The 14,670-nt window shown below is 59.7% G+C and carries 11 protein-coding genes; 8 read left to right on the top strand and 3 right to left on the bottom strand.

Annotation, left to right across the window (positions count from 1 at the left end; all coding sequences use genetic code 11):
- Positions 1-330 precede the first annotated feature (330 nt).
- The 6 genes from ADJ74_RS03675 (at position 331) to ADJ74_RS03650 (ending at position 6,788) form a co-directional block, all read left to right on the top strand.
- Positions 331-1,566, top strand: coding sequence for a glycerate kinase (locus ADJ74_RS03675; RefSeq protein WP_050341974.1), 1,236 nt, complete (start codon positions 331-333; stop codon positions 1,564-1,566).
- Positions 1,567-1,584: 18 nt separating this feature from the next.
- Positions 1,585-2,307, top strand: a complete 723-nt coding sequence (rsmG, locus tag ADJ74_RS03670; RefSeq protein WP_050341972.1) for a 16S rRNA (guanine(527)-N(7))-methyltransferase RsmG — start codon at positions 1,585-1,587, stop codon at positions 2,305-2,307.
- A 398-nt stretch (positions 2,308-2,705) separates the two neighbouring features.
- Positions 2,706-3,419 (top strand): hypothetical protein, encoded by a 714-nt coding sequence (locus ADJ74_RS03665; RefSeq protein ID WP_050341970.1) that lies wholly within the window; start codon positions 2,706-2,708, stop codon positions 3,417-3,419.
- Between the two features lie 144 nt (positions 3,420-3,563).
- A complete protein-coding gene (locus ADJ74_RS03660; protein WP_050341968.1) occupies positions 3,564-5,723 on the top strand; it encodes a GGDEF domain-containing phosphodiesterase in 2,160 nt (719 codons plus the stop codon).
- A gap of 167 nt (positions 5,724-5,890) precedes the next feature.
- Entirely contained in the window at positions 5,891-6,520 is a 630-nt protein-coding gene (locus ADJ74_RS03655) for a sigma-70 family RNA polymerase sigma factor (RefSeq protein ID WP_050341967.1), read from the top strand.
- 43 nt (positions 6,521-6,563) lie between these two features.
- On the top strand, positions 6,564-6,788 hold the full coding sequence (locus ADJ74_RS03650; protein WP_050341965.1) for a type II toxin-antitoxin system RelB/DinJ family antitoxin: 225 nt from the start codon (positions 6,564-6,566) through the stop codon (positions 6,786-6,788).
- A gap of 124 nt (positions 6,789-6,912) precedes the next feature.
- Here ADJ74_RS03650 and ADJ74_RS03645 read toward each other — a convergent pair whose 3' ends face one another.
- The 3 genes from ADJ74_RS03645 to ADJ74_RS03635 all read right to left on the bottom strand — a co-directional run bounded on the left by ADJ74_RS03645 (position 6,913) and on the right by ADJ74_RS03635 (position 12,189).
- Positions 6,913-7,665, bottom strand: a complete 753-nt coding sequence (locus tag ADJ74_RS03645) for a phosphatase (protein ID WP_050341964.1) — start codon at positions 7,663-7,665, stop codon at positions 6,913-6,915.
- Between the two features lie 381 nt (positions 7,666-8,046).
- Entirely contained in the window at positions 8,047-10,020 is a 1,974-nt protein-coding gene (locus ADJ74_RS03640; protein WP_050341963.1) for a methyl-accepting chemotaxis protein, read from the bottom strand.
- 192 nt (positions 10,021-10,212) lie between these two features.
- A complete protein-coding gene (locus tag ADJ74_RS03635) occupies positions 10,213-12,189 on the bottom strand; it encodes a methyl-accepting chemotaxis protein (RefSeq protein ID WP_050341961.1) in 1,977 nt (658 codons plus the stop codon).
- A 249-nt stretch (positions 12,190-12,438) separates the two neighbouring features.
- Here ADJ74_RS03635 and ADJ74_RS03630 point away from each other — a divergent pair, with 249 nt between their 5' ends.
- Together ADJ74_RS03630 and panF are read left to right on the top strand one after the other, a co-directional pair.
- Positions 12,439-12,699: a YhdT family protein gene (locus ADJ74_RS03630; protein ID WP_050341959.1), complete on the top strand. Its 261-nt coding sequence runs from the start codon at positions 12,439-12,441 to the stop codon at positions 12,697-12,699.
- On the top strand, positions 12,696-14,147 hold the full coding sequence (gene panF, locus ADJ74_RS03625; RefSeq protein WP_050341957.1) for a sodium/pantothenate symporter: 1,452 nt from the start codon (positions 12,696-12,698) through the stop codon (positions 14,145-14,147). Before ADJ74_RS03630 ends, panF begins: the two co-directional genes overlap by 4 nt.
- The last annotated feature ends 523 nt before the right edge of the window (positions 14,148-14,670 follow it).

The following is a 14,670-nucleotide window of genomic DNA, read 5'->3' as shown; positions in this document are numbered from 1 at the left end:
CCACTATAATGAATGAGGAACGTCCTTGGGCGAGAGTTATCTCGCGGCGGCATTTTTCCCCCGAGAGGGGGTGAGCGAAATGTCTGAGATTGGCGCGATTGTGTTTCTCGTCGTGGCAACAGGCTACATTCTCGCGATAACCCAAAAGAAATAACCGCCCTGCCCTGAGAAGTGGAGCGGTTATTCTTCATGTTTAACTGAAACCAATTCGGAAAGGTGCCGCCTGAGGCGTTCCTTTTGTCTATATTATAACAGCTGATCCGCTGATTGACAAGAGGCAGGGCACCTCTTGAACCGTGTGATATAATAGAAAAAAGAAGAAAAGGAGCGATGATTATGAATCTGCGCAGCGATGCGGATGGCATCATACAGGAATCATTGGCGGCGATTTTGCCGGATGCGGCGGTGGAGAAGGCTCTGCGCGGGCATACATTTGGCACGGGGCGCATTGTGCTGGTCGCGGTCGGCAAGGCGGCGTGGCAGATGGCGCATGCGGCATCGGATGAGCTTGGCAGTCGTATTGACCGCGGTATTGTCATTACAAAGTATGGACATGTCAAGGGCGATATACCAAACATTGCCTGTCATGAGGCGGGACATCCCGTGCCGGATGCGAATTCGTTTGCGGCAACGCAGGAGGCGCTTGACCTGACCGAGGGGCTCACGGCGGAGGATACGGTGCTCTTCCTCCTCTCGGGCGGCGGGAGTGCGCTCTTTGAAAAGCCGCTGATCCCGGCGGAGGAGCTGAAGGATCTGACGGAGCAGCTGCTCGCCTCGGGCGCGGACATCGTGGCGGTGAATACGCTGCGCAAGCGGATGAGTGCCGTGAAGGGCGGGCGGTTTGCAGAGCACTGTGCGCCCGCACAGGTCTTTACGATTGTACTGAGCGACATTCTCGGCGATCCGCTCGATATGATCGCATCGGGCCCCGCATATCCCGATACATCGACGGCAGAGGATGCACACGCTGTCGTGAAGAAGTATGGCATCCGTCTATCTGATGCTGCAACAAAGCTGCTCGATACGCCGCTGCCGTCGGAGCTGCCGAATGTGACGACGCACATCACGGGCAGCGTGCGCGAGCTGTGCGCGGCGGCGGCCGAGGCGGCCGAGCGGCGCGGCTATACCCCCATCCTCCTGACCGATCAGCTCGACTGTGAGGCGCGTGAGGCGGGGCGCTTCCTCGCGGCGATTGCCCGTACGCACGCGCACGCGGGCTCGTTTGCCTATATCGCGGGCGGTGAGACGGTGGTACAGCTGAAGGGCATGGGGCGCGGCGGCCGCAATCAGGAGATCGCGCTCGCGGCGGCGGACGGTATTGCCGGCATCCCGAACGTGGCGGTGTTCAGCGTCGGGAGTGACGGGACGGACGGCCCGACGGATGCAGCGGGCGGCTACGTGGACGGCGGCACGGCGGCGGCACTCGCGCGGGAGCGGCGGAGTGCGGCGGAGGCGCTCGCGGAGAACGATGCCTATCCCGCGCTGAACGATGTGGGCGGGCTGATTGTGACGGGACCGACGGGGACGAATGTGAACGATGTGTCGGTGCTGCTGATTCGCGGCTGAGAGCAGAAAGGGGGCAGTATGACAGCGTTTGAGGAGATCCTGGCGGCGCGCGTGGCCGAGGCGGGCATCCCGCTGACGGCGGAGCAGATTGGGCAGTTTTCGGTCTACCATGAAATGCTCCTCGACTGGAATACGCGCATGAATCTCACGGCACTCACCGCGCCCGAGGATGTCGCGGTCAAGCATATCATCGACAGCCTGACGGCGTACGACGCCGCACGCTTTGATGGGGCACGGACGCTGATCGATGTGGGGACAGGTGCGGGACTCCCCGGCATCCCGCTCGCGGTCTATGCGCCGCATCTCACGGTGACGCTCCTCGACTCGCTCAACAAGCGCGTGCGCTTTCTCACGGAGGTGACGGCGGCGATGGGGCTCCAGAATGTGCGCTGCATCCACGCGCGCGCGGAGGAGGCGGCACATACGGCGGAGCACCGTGCGGCGTACGATATCGCGGTGAGCCGCGCCGTGGCACGGCTGCCCGTTCTCCTCGAGTATACGCTGCCGTTCGTGCGCGTCGGCGGCACCCTGCTCGCGCTGAAGGGGCGCGCCTATGCCGCGGAGCAAAAGGAGGCGCGGCGCGCGGCGGAGGTGCTCGGCGGCGGCCGCGTTATGGCGCGTCCCGTGCATCTGCCGGGGCTCGACGATGTGCGCGTGATTCTCACGGTGACCAAGGAGCGGCAGACGCCCGCCGCCTATCCGCGCGGTGGAGGAGCACCGACGCGCCGACCAATTTTATAGTGTGACTGCTGTACGAAGTTGGAAAATATCGTGCAGCAGTATCTTTTTATATTGAGGTGTGATAAAATACCCGTACTTCTAGGGAATCGCTGATAAAATGAAGTCCGTCAGATTGGCGTAGATTTTTTCGTCCGATTGAGGAGGCAAACCGGACGCATAGCCAAAGCTATGTGGAGGATTTGCAGGCATTGAGCGGGCAAAAAAGATGCTCTAAGATGGCGGTGCTGAATTTATCAGTGCTTCCCTAAAAAATCCTGCCTTTTTTATAAAGGGTTTATGCAGTTCGTGTCGAAAATAATTAGAATGACATAAATAAGCTGATGCACCATGTACGCTGCCCGTGGGGACGGGCACGGCGGACACGATGATGAATGATGACAGGAAGGGCGGGACGACGAATGACGAAATATTGGAAGGGAATCGCGCTCGGGACGCTGATGGCGTTTGCCGTCGGCAGCGGCGTGAGTGCCGCCGCGCCAGAGGAGGCACAGGCTGTGGCGGCGCAGGCGCAGGGCACGGCGACGGCAGAGACGGCGAATGCGCCGATGGGGCTGTCTGCGCGCCTCGCGGCGAAGCGCTCCGCAGCGGACGCCAAGGCGGCGCAGAAGGCGGCGCGTGACGCGAAGAAAGAAGAGGAAAAACGCGAGAAGAAGGCGCGATACAAGACCCTTTTTGTGGACAACGGCTTTACCTACTATCTGGACTCCAAAAACTCACGTTGGGTGCTGCGTCCGAACAGCGGCAGGGAGCGCATGATCGAGGCGTGGGTGCGTCTCGTGGAAAACACGACGGGCGGCCCCGTTGCCGAGGATGGCAAGGTGCGCCCGAACAAGTATTTTTTGGAGCACTACTACATCAGCCCCGAGCGGCGCGAGATCATGTTCATCTCAGAGCTCGAGGTGACGGGTCGCCCCGAGAACGCTGTCAAGGAGCGCCCGTACGATGCCGCAAACTGGGAGCAGCTGGTGCCGGGCTCGATCGAGGACGATCTCTTTGACGCCATCGTCGCCAAGATGAAGCAGGCTCCGGGGGAGCGCTCGGGCGTGCTCAGCGGCACGAGCGGCATGAGCCTGCGTGACATGCTCGAGGAATTCGCGCGTATCTCGCTCTGAGAAATCACAGATCCAGACTTTCCCGTTCGGCTGTGGCATCATACCGGGAATATCGCCGCAGCCGGGCAGCGACTGCTGCACAGAAAATGGGGAAAGACGACGTGGGGGTGACCGTGATTCCTTAGAGGGGTAGGTGAGGGGAGTATGGGGACAACATTACTGGAAAACTATAGTAAAAAAGAGGCCTGCCCTGTGACCGGCCTTCTCAATATGATGCAGTTCATGCGACACGCATCGCTCCATCTGCAGGATCCGATGACGCGGCCGCTTACGTTCATTTATTTTGATATTGAAAATTTTAAGAGCTTTAACCAGCGCTACAGCTTTCAGCAGGGCAACCGTTTCCTGCGCTATATCGCGGATCTCCTGCGGGAGACGTTTCCGGGGGATCTGCTCTCACGGTTCAATGACGATCACTTCGTCGTGGCGACGCCGATCGAGCAGCCGGATCGACAGGTGCAGTTCATCCACGATCACGTCCGCATCTACGATACGCATCTTCCGCTCGAGCTAAAGGCGGGCATCTACCGCCCCGATGCAGATGTGACGGATGTCGCGCGCATCGTGGATCGCGCCAAGATCGCCTGCAACACCATCAAGAACACCTATGATCTCGTGTGGGCGGTGTTCGACCCCTCGATGGAGGAGGAGCTCAACTTCCGCAGCTACATCGTCCGCAATTTTTCCAAGGCAATTATGGGCGGGCACATCATGGTCTACTACCAGCCCGAGATCCGTACGATGACGCGTGAGATCTGCGGATTCGAGGCACTCGCGCGCTGGCATGATCCCGTCTACGGTGTCATCTCGCCGGGCGTGTTCGTCCCTGTGCTGGAGGACGCGCATCTCTCGCCGCAGCTTGACCTCTGCATCATTGATCAGGTCTGTGCGTCCATCGTACAGATTCAGCGTGATATACCGGATTGGAGTCTTCTGCGTGTCTCGGTGAACCTCTCTCGGGCGGATTTTCGCCTGATGGATATGGTGCAGGCGGTCGAGGATGTCCGCCTGCGCCATGGCGTGGCACGGCAGATGCTCAACATCGAGGTCACGGAGGGCGTGCAGGGCGACGATGAGACGTTCCTGCAGGGCGAGATTGCGCGCTTCCGTGCGCTGGGCTACGAGGTCTGGATGGATGACTTCGGCAGCGGCTACTCCTCATTGAACAACATCAAGGACTATGTCTTTGACGTGCTCAAGATCGACATGAACTTCCTGCGCTCCTTCGAGACCAATCCGAAGTCGGCGATTGTCATCCGCTCCATCGTCAACATGGCAAAGGAGCTCGGGATGCACACGCTCGCCGAGGGCGTCGAGACCGAGGCGCAGTTCGAGTTCCTACGGGAAATCGGCTGCGAAAAGGTGCAGGGCTATCTCTTCAGCCCGCCGATTCCGTTTGCGGAGGCGATTGCCTACTGCCATGGACCCACGGCGCGGGTCAAGGTGGAGCCGTTCCGTCTCGGCAGCTACTACGCACGCGTCGGCGCAATCAACGTGCTCTCGAACACACCGCTTGAGCGGCGTGGCTCTCCTGAGATCGGCGACTCGCTCGCGCTCGCCATTCTCGAGGACTGCGACGGCTCGTTCAAGTACCTCTATCAGAACCACATGTTCCGCCTGTTCATGAAGAGCATCGAGCTCGACGATGGGAGTGTCGACACACCGCACTACGAGCGCCGCCTCGAGCAGAACCGGCGCATGATCGCGCGCATGATCGAGGAGGCGGACCGCACGGAGCGCGAGGTCTATACGGATTTCGTCACGCGCAACTCCTTTAACAGTGTCCGCCTGCGGCTCATCGCACGCGACGCGGACGACACGCGCGCCGTCTTCCTTATGGCGACTGTGAATATCTCGCGCTTCAGTGCCGAGGCAGGCTCCACACAGGAGGCGATGAACCAGATCATCGAGCTCTACGACCGCGTCGACCTTCTCGACCTCAATCGGCGTCGGCTTACGCAGGTGTACTGCTCCGTCACCGAGCCGAGCTATCTCAACAAATTTGATCCATTTGAGGAGTTGCTCGACCGCTACGGCAAGGCGATGGTGCTCCCCGCCGAGCTGCCGCTCTATCAGCGCTTTTACAGCACAGCGCATCTGCAGAGCCTCCTCCTCCACGCGGATGCGGAGAGTACGATCCTCCTGCACAAGCGCCTGCCCGATGGCACGCGCGTCCTGCGGCTGCACCACCTCATCCCGTTCCACATGGAGAACCGTGACTACATCATCTCCTGCATCCAGCAGGTCGACGAGAACGTCATCAGTGCATCCCTTGCGTCGCTCGCGGCGCCTGAACTGCCGTAAGAAAATTTTGCGTATGCTGCATGGGCGAAAAAACCCATCGAAAAAATATCTGCCGCAGAGAAATCTGCGGTTTTTTTCTGCCATCACAGGGATGATGCTTTTGCAGGGCGTTCATCGAGCTGATATACTCCAGATAACGAAACAAATGTTTGAAGGAGGAGTATCAAATGGTATTCGATGGAAAACAAAGGTACGCGCCCCTAACGAAGGCGGAGGAAGACGCTGTCATCATGCGCGCCGTGCGCGGTGAGGCGGGCGCCATGGCGGAGATGACGGCGCGCTACCGCGGGCTGATCGTTGCGGAGGCGTATGCGCCGTATCTGCGCGGGACATCACTCGCGGCAGAGGCGGAGAACGTCGCGGCGCTCGCCTTTCTCGAGGCGCTACATGACTACGACGCACAGCAGGGGGTCCCGTTTGCGGGCTTTGTCAAGGCGCGCGTCCACCATGCGCTCATCGCGGAGTTCCGCCGTGAGCTGCGGCGGCGGGCGCGCACCTGTGCACCGCCGGAGGAAGCGGACGGTCAGGAACTGTGGCGGGGGTGTGCCGCCGACCGTCCGATGGAGCGGGCGGAGGAGCGGCTCCTCGCCGAGGATATCCTCACGCGCGCGATGCACCGCCTCACGGCGCGAGAGAAGGAGGTGCTCGATCTCCACTACTTTCGCGACCTCACCCTGCGCCGTATCGCGGTGCTCCTTGGCACGAGCGCGGGCGCACTCTCCAAGAGCAAGGCAAATCTCCTGCGAAAACTGCGTGCCTGTGCGGCTCTCCCTATTGCAACGGCGCACGAAATATGATATTCTTAGAAGAAAGTGTGAACTTGTAAAGGGGATGGCATACATGGCACAGACCAGCATTAGTATCCGCATGGATGCCGAGCTCAAAAAGAGCTTTGAGCAGTTCTGCGGTGCGGTCGGGATGAATATGTCGACAGCGATCAATATGTTCGCTATTGCGTGCGTGCGCACGCAGAAGATTCCGTTCGAGATTTCCGCGCAGCGCGCCCTGCCCGGAGAGTCGCTCAATCTCTTCACGGATACCTCGTGGGGGGAGAGCGAGGAGTAAGAGGCGACGAAAAAGCACCGATCAAGAGATTCTTGGTCGGTGCTTTTTGCTGCGGAAGCGTGCATTATCCATGAAAACAATAAATAACGATAAATACAAATAAATTACAATAAAATCGAAACAATTAAGAAAAATAATTTAAGCCCTGCACGCCATTTTTTGCACGGCGCTCCATCAGCCATGCCTTCAGCCGTGCGGGATCATCGTTGAGCGCAAGCTCTGTGGGGAATCCGATCTCATCGAGAATGGCGTGTGTATAGCCGTGCTCCCCGACGTCTGCGTCGATGTGCGCATCACTCCCGAGGAGGATATGTGCACCGTGACGGCGACAGGCGGCAAGCAGATCGCGTGCGAGGCGGTCACTGCCGGGGCGGCTGCCATGCGGGTCGTGGGAGGAATTGTTCATCTCGATGAGGACGTGCTCCGCTGCGGCAGCACGCGCCAATGCGTCAAAGTCAACAGGGTAGGCGGGATTATCGGGGTGACCGATGATGTTGACGTAGGGATTTTTCATTGCGCCGACGAGCGCCGCCGTATTCTCTGCCGTGCTGCCAGGGGCGATCACGAGATCATGCAGGCTCGCAATGCCGTAGTGAAGCTTTTTCAATACCTTTTCGGGGAGATCGACGCGCCCCGTCTCATCCATGACGTTCAGCTCTGCGCCCATCATGATCTCGACGCCGTACGAGGCGTGACCGATCACCTTGAAGTTGTGAAAGTAGATCTCATGGAACGTCCCGGGCATGGCGGGGGCGTGATCGGAGATGCCGAGGAGGGCGAGCCCCTTCTCCTTTGCTGCTGCAGCCATCTCGCGGATGGTGCTGTATGCGTGCATGCTCGCGACGGTGTGGGTGTGCAGGTCGATGATATCCGTCATAGGGCTTCCTTTCTGCGGTGAGATTTGTCTTGCGTGCAGGTGCGGGGTCTGTTATAATAACAATAGAAAGAACGCCCCAGGCGGTGTTTTTCCAGTATCATAGGTTATCTTTTTCTAACCGCTCCACCGGTCAAAGCAGGGGCGGTTATTTCTTTTTGTTTATCGCAAGAATGTAGCCTGTTGCCACGACAAGAAATAAGATCGCGCCAATCTCGCTCATTATTGCTCACCCCCTTTCGGGGGAAAGACACCGCCGTTTGTCTGGTGTCGTTCTGTGGTTATTATACCGTGAATCCAGTGAAAAGCAATTGTTTCTTACGAAAAGAGGGCTGTTGCACGAAGTTTGCAGCTTCGTGCAACAGCCCCTGTTTCATGTGGGATTTAGAATCTAAACTTCTGCGTCGTATTCTGGAGGTCGGTGGCGAGTGTCGCGAGGGACTGCGATGCCGAGGCGATCTCCTCGCTCGACGCGGACTGCGACTGCGACGCGGAGGAGATGTTCTGCATGTGATCCGCCGTCTTCTCCGTGATCTCGTTGACCATGGTCGCGGACTGCACGATCAGCTCCGTGCCGCTCTTGACGGTCTGCATGGATTTGTTGATGTCCGCCATCTGCTCCTTGATCTCGTCGACCATGCGCAGGATGTCCTTGAACTGCGCACCGACCTCGTGAATGGCTGCCGCGCCTGCCTGTACCTCACCGGTACCGCTCTGCATGGCACTGACCGCCTGTGCCGTGTCATGCTGGACACTGGCGATGCGCTCCTTGATCTCGTCGGTCGCCTCGCGCGACTGCTCGGCGAGCTTTCGAACCTCCTCGGCGACGACGGCAAAGCCGCGTCCTGTCTCGCCCGCGCGTGCCGCCTCAATGGCGGCGTTGAGGGCGAGGAGGTTCGTCTGCTCGGCGATGGCGGAGATGGTCTCGACGATCTCGCCGATCTGCTTGGAGCTCTCGCCGAGCTTCTCGACGACCTCGGAGGAGCGCAGGACGCTCTGCTCGATGCCCGTCATCTTCGTCATTGCCTCATTCATGAGGGATTCGCCGCGCTGTGCGGCATCCGCCGTCTCGGCGGAGCTTTCGGCGATGTGCGCCGCCTTCCCCGTAACCTGCTCGATATCGCCCGAAACGATGCCGATGTTCTTCTTCGCTCCCGCGAGGCTTTCCAGCTGCGCGTCCGTGCCCTCGGCGACATTGGCAACGGTACCTGCGATCTCCGTGGCGGACTCTGCCATCTGGTGCGCCCCCGCCGTCAGCTGCTCGGAGGCGGCGGCAAGCTGCTCCGCCGTTCCCGCGACCTGCCGTATGACATCGCGGATGTTCTTCATCATCGCGTTGAAGTTCGCCGCAAGCTGTCCAAGCTCGTCCTGTGAGGTGACCGGCAGATCGGACTGCGTGAGGTCGCCCTTGGCGAGCGCACTGACATGGTGCATGAGACGCTCGGTCGCGCCCGTGATCGTTACGGCAAAGCGCAGGAGCGCAAGGATGATCCCCACGACGAGGAGGATCCCGAGGACGCTCAGGACGGCGTAGGTCGTCTTGAGGCTCGAAAGCTGTACAAACGCGACGCGCTCGGGCACGGCGATGGCGACGATCCAACCGGAGGAGGGAATGGTCGCGTAGGCGATGATCTGCTCCTCACCGTCCTTCTCCGTGGCAAAGTAGCCATTCTTTTTCTCGCGCATCTTGGACAGATTTTCCTTGAGGACGGGGTTCTCGTCCGCCTTGTGCATCGCCATCCCCTCACTGGACGCGATGATGAGCCCGCTCGGGTCAATGATGATGCCCTCGCCCTCGCCGTGATACTTCAGCTCCTTGACACGCTCCCCCAGTGTGTCGAGTGTGATGTCGGAGCAGACCGCGCCCGCGAACGCACCGTTTTTGCCGTTATAGGGAACGCCGACGGAGACAACCATCTTCTTCGAGATGGCATCCTGATAGACCTCGGTGAAGATCGGCTTGCCCGCCGCCTTCGCGTCTTTGTACCAGTCACGCCCACGCGGATCGGTAGCGGAGATATCCCCGTCGTTCCAACTGATGAAGCGTCCGTCCTCCGCACCATAGGCGAGGTCGAGAACGTCATGATCGTTGGAGGCAAGGCTCACCATCTCGCGATCCATCGCGACGGGATTGCCGTCGTACGCTGCAAGGAGGTTCGCGGTGCTCACCGCCTGCTGCTCCTTCTGTGCAAGCCATGTGTTGAGATCCTTTGCCTCTGCGTCGAGAATCGCCTCGATCTCACCCGAGGTGCTCTCCGTGAGCGCATCCTGTGCCTTGTAGTAGCCAATGCCACAGATGGCAACGACGAGTGCCGCCATCAGTATGCCCATCAGCATGAGCTTCTGTTTGATACCCAATTTGGTTTCCTCCCCGCTACTTTTGCGCGCATACCATGTATGCAGCCGTGCATAGATACAAGTCGTATCATATAGTATTTTCTAAATTTAAGCAAGCCTTCTGCTGGATTTCAACGGTAATAAAAAGGGGCTTCCATACGAAGACGTTTCCATCTTCATGCGGAAGCCCCTGTCTGTGTTCGCCGGCGGCGGTCAGAGTTTGAACTTGTTCGTGGTGTTCTGCAGATCGGTCGCGAGCATGGCAAGCGACTGCGACGCCGAGGCGATCTCCTCGCTCGACGCGGACTGCGACTGCGACGCGGAGGAGATGCTCTGCATGTGGTCTGCCGTCTTCTCCGTGATCTCGTTGACGGTGGTCGCGGACTGCACGATCAGCTCCGTGCCGCGCGCAACGGTCTGCATGGATTTATTGATGTCCGCCATCTGCTCCTTGATCTCGTCGACCATGCGCATGATGCTCTCGAACTGCGTGCCGACCGCGCGAATGGCATCCGTCCCTGCCTGCACCTCGCTCGTGCCGCTCTGCATGGCGGCGACTGCGTGTGCGGTGTCGGTCTGTACGCTCTCGATGCGCTCCTTGATCTGGTCGGCTGCCTCACGCGACTGCTCGGCGAGCTTGCGAACCTCCTCGGCGACAACGGCAAAGCCGCGTCCCGTCTCGCCCGCGCGTGCCGCCTCAATGGCGGCGTTGAGGGCGAGGAGGTTCGTCTGCTCGGCGATGGCGGAGATGGTCTCGACGATTTCGCCGATCTGCTTGGAGCTCTCGCCAAGCTTCTCGACGACCTCGGCGGAGCGCAGGACACTCTGCTCAATGCCCGTCATCTTCGTCATTGCCTCGTTCATAAGGGATTCGCCGCGCTGTGCGGCATCCGACGTCTCGGCGGAGTTTTCGGCGACGCGTTCTGCCTTCCCCGTGACGCGCTCGATGTCGCCCGAGACGATACCGATGTTCTTTTTGGCACCCGCGAGGCTTTCCAGCTGCGCGTCTGTGCCCTCGGCGACATTGGCAACGGTGCCCGCGATCTCCGTGGCGGACTCTGCCATCTGGTGCGCCCCCGCCGTCAGCTGCTCGGAGGCGGCGGCAAGCTGCTCTGCCGTCCCCGCGACCTGCCGTATGACATCACGGATGCTCTTCATCATCGCGTTGAAGTTCGCCGCGAGCTGTCCCAGCTCGTCCTGTGAGGTGACCGGCAGATCGGAAAGGTGCAGGTCGCCCTGCGCAAGCGCGTCAACATGGTGCTTGAGACGCGCGGTCGCACCCGTGATGGTCGCAGAAAAGCGCATGAGGGCGAAGATCAGCCCCGCAACGAGCAGGATGCCGAGCAGGCTCAGTACGGCGTATGTCGTCTTGAGGCTCGTGAGCTGCGCGAAGGCGACGCTCTCCGGAACAGCGATGGCGACGATCCAGCCGGAGGAGGGCACGGTCGTATAGGCGATGATCTGCTCCTCGCCGTCCTTTTCCGTGGCAAAATACCCCTCTTTGTTCTGCAGCATTGCGGGGAAGTTCTCCTTCAGGACGGGATTCTCGTCCACCTTGTGCATCGCCATCCCCTCACTGGAGGCGATGATAAGCCCCGACGGCTCGACGATGATGCCCTGCCCCTCGCCGTGGTACTTCAGATTCTTGACGCGTGTGTCAAGGGTTGCGAGCGAGATGTCGACGCAGACTGCGCCGCGGATCGCACCGTCTGCCCCCTTGTATGGGGCAGCGGCGGAGACGACCATCTGGTGATTGGAGATGTCCTCATACGCCTCGGTGAAAAAGAGTGTTCCCTTTGCCTTGGCATCGTTGTACCACTGCCGCTTGTGCGGGTTGACGAGCGCACTGACATCGCCCTCTGCCCAACGGATGAAGCGTCCGTCCTCCGTGCCGTTGCATACGTCAAGCACGTCCTTGTCACTGGCGGCGAGACTCAGCATGCTCTGCTCGTAGAGTTCGGGGCGATCCGCATACATGGAGAGCAGGCTGCACGTGCTCTCGGCGATCTGCCCGCGCCGCGCGAGCCAGCCGTCCACCTTTGCCGCCTGCTGCGAGAGGTTTGCCTCGATCTCGCCGGATATGCTCGTCATCAGTGCCGTCTGCGCCTTGTAGTAGCCGATCCCGCAGATCGCCACAACGAGGAGCGCCATCAGCGTTCCCATGAGAAGCAGCTTTTGTTTGATTCCCAACGTACTCCTTCCTTTCTAAGAGATATATTGATAGATATTAAAATTTTATACCACAGCGCGGTGAAAAGCAAGGAGCTTATCATATTTTTCTAGTAAGCCGGAAAATAATGACAAATAATAGGAATAGCGAGCGGATTTGCCCATGATTCTCCCCGTTGCATTGCGGCGCGGGATATGGTAGGATAGGCGGTGTTTTGGCCGCAAAGAGCGCTGCGCCTTTGACGGCAGGAATTTCATAGGAGGTTCATCATGCAGGATGAAAAAAAAGCGGCGGACGCCATCACCCGTGAGGCGAGGCGTACCGCTGCGGCAGGGATTCTCTTTGGCGTACTCTGGACGGCGCTGGGATTTGGACTCGCGGAGGTCGATGTGCAGGTTGCGGGCTTCCCTCTCTGGGCAGTCACCTCGTCCATCGGCGTGCTGCTTGTGGGGACGGTGCTCGCCGTGTACCTCGCGCGCACGGCGGAGGATATGCCCCTCGATGAGCGCACAGAGGAGGTGGGACGATGAGCAGCAGTCTCCTCGTACTTCTCCCGCTCCTCGGCTTTATGGCGGGGATGCTCGCGCTCGGCTTCTATGTGCGGCGGCAGAGTGCGGCGGGCGGCTTCCTCTCAAACTACTTCGTCGGCGGGCAGTCGCTTGGCGGCTTCGTGCTCGCGATGACGATGGTTGCGACCTACAGCTCGGTCAGTTCCTTCGTCGGCGGTCCCGGCATGGCGTATGAGATCGGCTTCGGCTGGATCTACATGGCGGTCATTCAGACCATGACGATATTCCTCGTGCTCGGTATCTTCGGGACGCGCGTCGCGCGGCTTGCCCGGCGGATTCACGCGGTCACCATCGTGGACATCATCCGTCACCGCTATCGGTCGGATGCGCTCGCGGCAGTCGCGGCGTTCGTGATCGTGCTCTTTTTCGCCGCCTCGATGGTCGCACAGTTCGTGGGCGGGGCGCAGCTCTTTGCCGCAGTGACGGGCTACTCCTACGAGCTGGGGCTCGTGCTCTTTGGTATCGTGGTAGTCATCTACACCTCGATCGGCGGGTTCCGCGCGGTTGCCCTCACCGACACCTGCTGTGCGATCGTGATGATGCTCGGCATCGTCCTGCTGTTCTACTACGTCCTCGCGGCGGGCGGCGGGTTCGCAGCGATTCTGGAACATCTGCGCACGGCGCATCCCGCGATGCTGACCCCGACGGCGGAGGGACGCATGCCCATCTCGCTCTATGTCTCGCAGTGGCTGCTCGTGGGGGCGCTCACCATCGCCCTGCCGCAGTCCGTCGTGCGCGGCATCAGCTATCGCAGCAGCCGTGATATGCACCGCGCCATGATCATCGGGACGGTGGTCATCGCCTTTATGAATATCGCCGTCAACCTCGTCGGCGTGCTCGGGCGCGGCGTGCTCGGCGTGGAGGCAAAGGCGCTCGGGGGCGTCGACAGCGTGATTCCGCAGCTCATGGCGCACGTCATGCCGCCGGAGCTGCTCGGCTTTGCGATCATCGGGCCGCTCGCCGCCTCCATCTCGACCATCTCGGGCGTACTCATCGTTGCGTCCTCCGCCGTGGTGAAGGACGTCTACCTCCACCACGCACAGAAGCACGGCAGGGACGTTCCCGAGGAGCGGCTGCGCCGTCTCTCCATGGGGGTCACTGCCGTGCTCGGTGTGATCGTCTTTTTCCTGGCGGTATCGCCGCCGTCGCTCATCTGGCTCATCAATATGTTCGCGTTCGGGGGCCTTGAGACGGCGTTCTTCTGGGTGCTCGTCTTCGGGCTCTTTACGCGCTGGGCCAACCGCACGGGTGCACTCGCTGCGATGGCGGGCGGCACGGTCATCTACTGCGGTGCGATGGCACTCGGGATCAAACCGCTCGGCCTGCATCCGATCTCTGTCGGCATCACCGCCTCTCTCATCCTCTTTCTCGCGGGGAGCTATGTGGGACGGCACAGCGAGCGCACTTGACAGGATTTTGTGGGGAGAATATAATAGAAATAGAAAAAGAGTGGCTGACGCGTCGGAACGTCGGTCTCTCCCTATATCTTCAGTACTTGAAGAAGGAGCCTTCGTTACCTTACGTAAGGTTCTTTTTTCTTGTCTATTTTACAAGCAAGAATAATGATGTTGACTGCGAGCGTTGCCGCCGCTAGCACGAGTGAAAGTACTTCCTACAGACTCATGCACATCACCTCCCTCGCAGGAGAAAACCTACGGGCGTCAGTCACTTATTATCAATATAATACAGATGTTCCGTTAGAAAAAGGTCTCGGTTGACTTTTTCTTTGCCGAAACCTATAATAGAGACATAAAGGAGCGGCTGATGAGTGGTTGCGCCGGTCTCTCCTCTAGTGTTTTTTCAACTTGAAGAAGGAGCCGCTGCGAACCGCGGGCGGTTCTTTTTTCTGTCAACTAAAGATTGAGCAGAATAGAAATGATGCTGCTAACCAGCGTTGCCGCTGCGAGCACAAGCGATAGCTTTTCGTAAAGC

The sequence above is a fragment of the Selenomonas sp. oral taxon 478 genome, assembly GCF_001189555.1.
In the GTDB taxonomy this organism is placed as follows: domain Bacteria; phylum Bacillota; class Negativicutes; order Selenomonadales; family Selenomonadaceae; genus Centipeda; species Centipeda felix.
Note: the sequence above shows the minus strand (reverse complement) of the source record. Positions and strands in the feature narration are given on the sequence as shown.

What these genes read in the sequence shown, in the direction of transcription:
- ADJ74_RS03650 (WP_050341965.1), top strand. Translation starts at nt 6,564, where the DNA reads ATGGCACAGACCAGCATTAGTATCCGCATGGATGCCGAGCTCAAAAAG.
- ADJ74_RS03645 (WP_050341964.1), bottom strand. Translation starts at nt 7,665, where the DNA reads ATGACGGATATCATCGACCTGCACACCCACACCGTCGCGAGCATGCAC.
- ADJ74_RS03630 (WP_050341959.1), top strand. Translation starts at nt 12,439, where the DNA reads ATGCAGGATGAAAAAAAAGCGGCGGACGCCATCACCCGTGAGGCGAGG.
- ADJ74_RS03675 (WP_050341974.1), top strand. Translation starts at nt 331, where the DNA reads ATGATTATGAATCTGCGCAGCGATGCGGATGGCATCATACAGGAATCA.
- ADJ74_RS03665 (WP_050341970.1), top strand. Translation starts at nt 2,706, where the DNA reads ATGACGAAATATTGGAAGGGAATCGCGCTCGGGACGCTGATGGCGTTT.
- rsmG (WP_050341972.1), top strand. Translation starts at nt 1,585, where the DNA reads ATGACAGCGTTTGAGGAGATCCTGGCGGCGCGCGTGGCCGAGGCGGGC.
- ADJ74_RS03660 (WP_050341968.1), top strand. Translation starts at nt 3,564, where the DNA reads ATGGGGACAACATTACTGGAAAACTATAGTAAAAAAGAGGCCTGCCCT.
- ADJ74_RS03655 (WP_050341967.1), top strand. Translation starts at nt 5,891, where the DNA reads ATGGTATTCGATGGAAAACAAAGGTACGCGCCCCTAACGAAGGCGGAG.
- panF (WP_050341957.1), top strand. Translation starts at nt 12,696, where the DNA reads ATGAGCAGCAGTCTCCTCGTACTTCTCCCGCTCCTCGGCTTTATGGCG.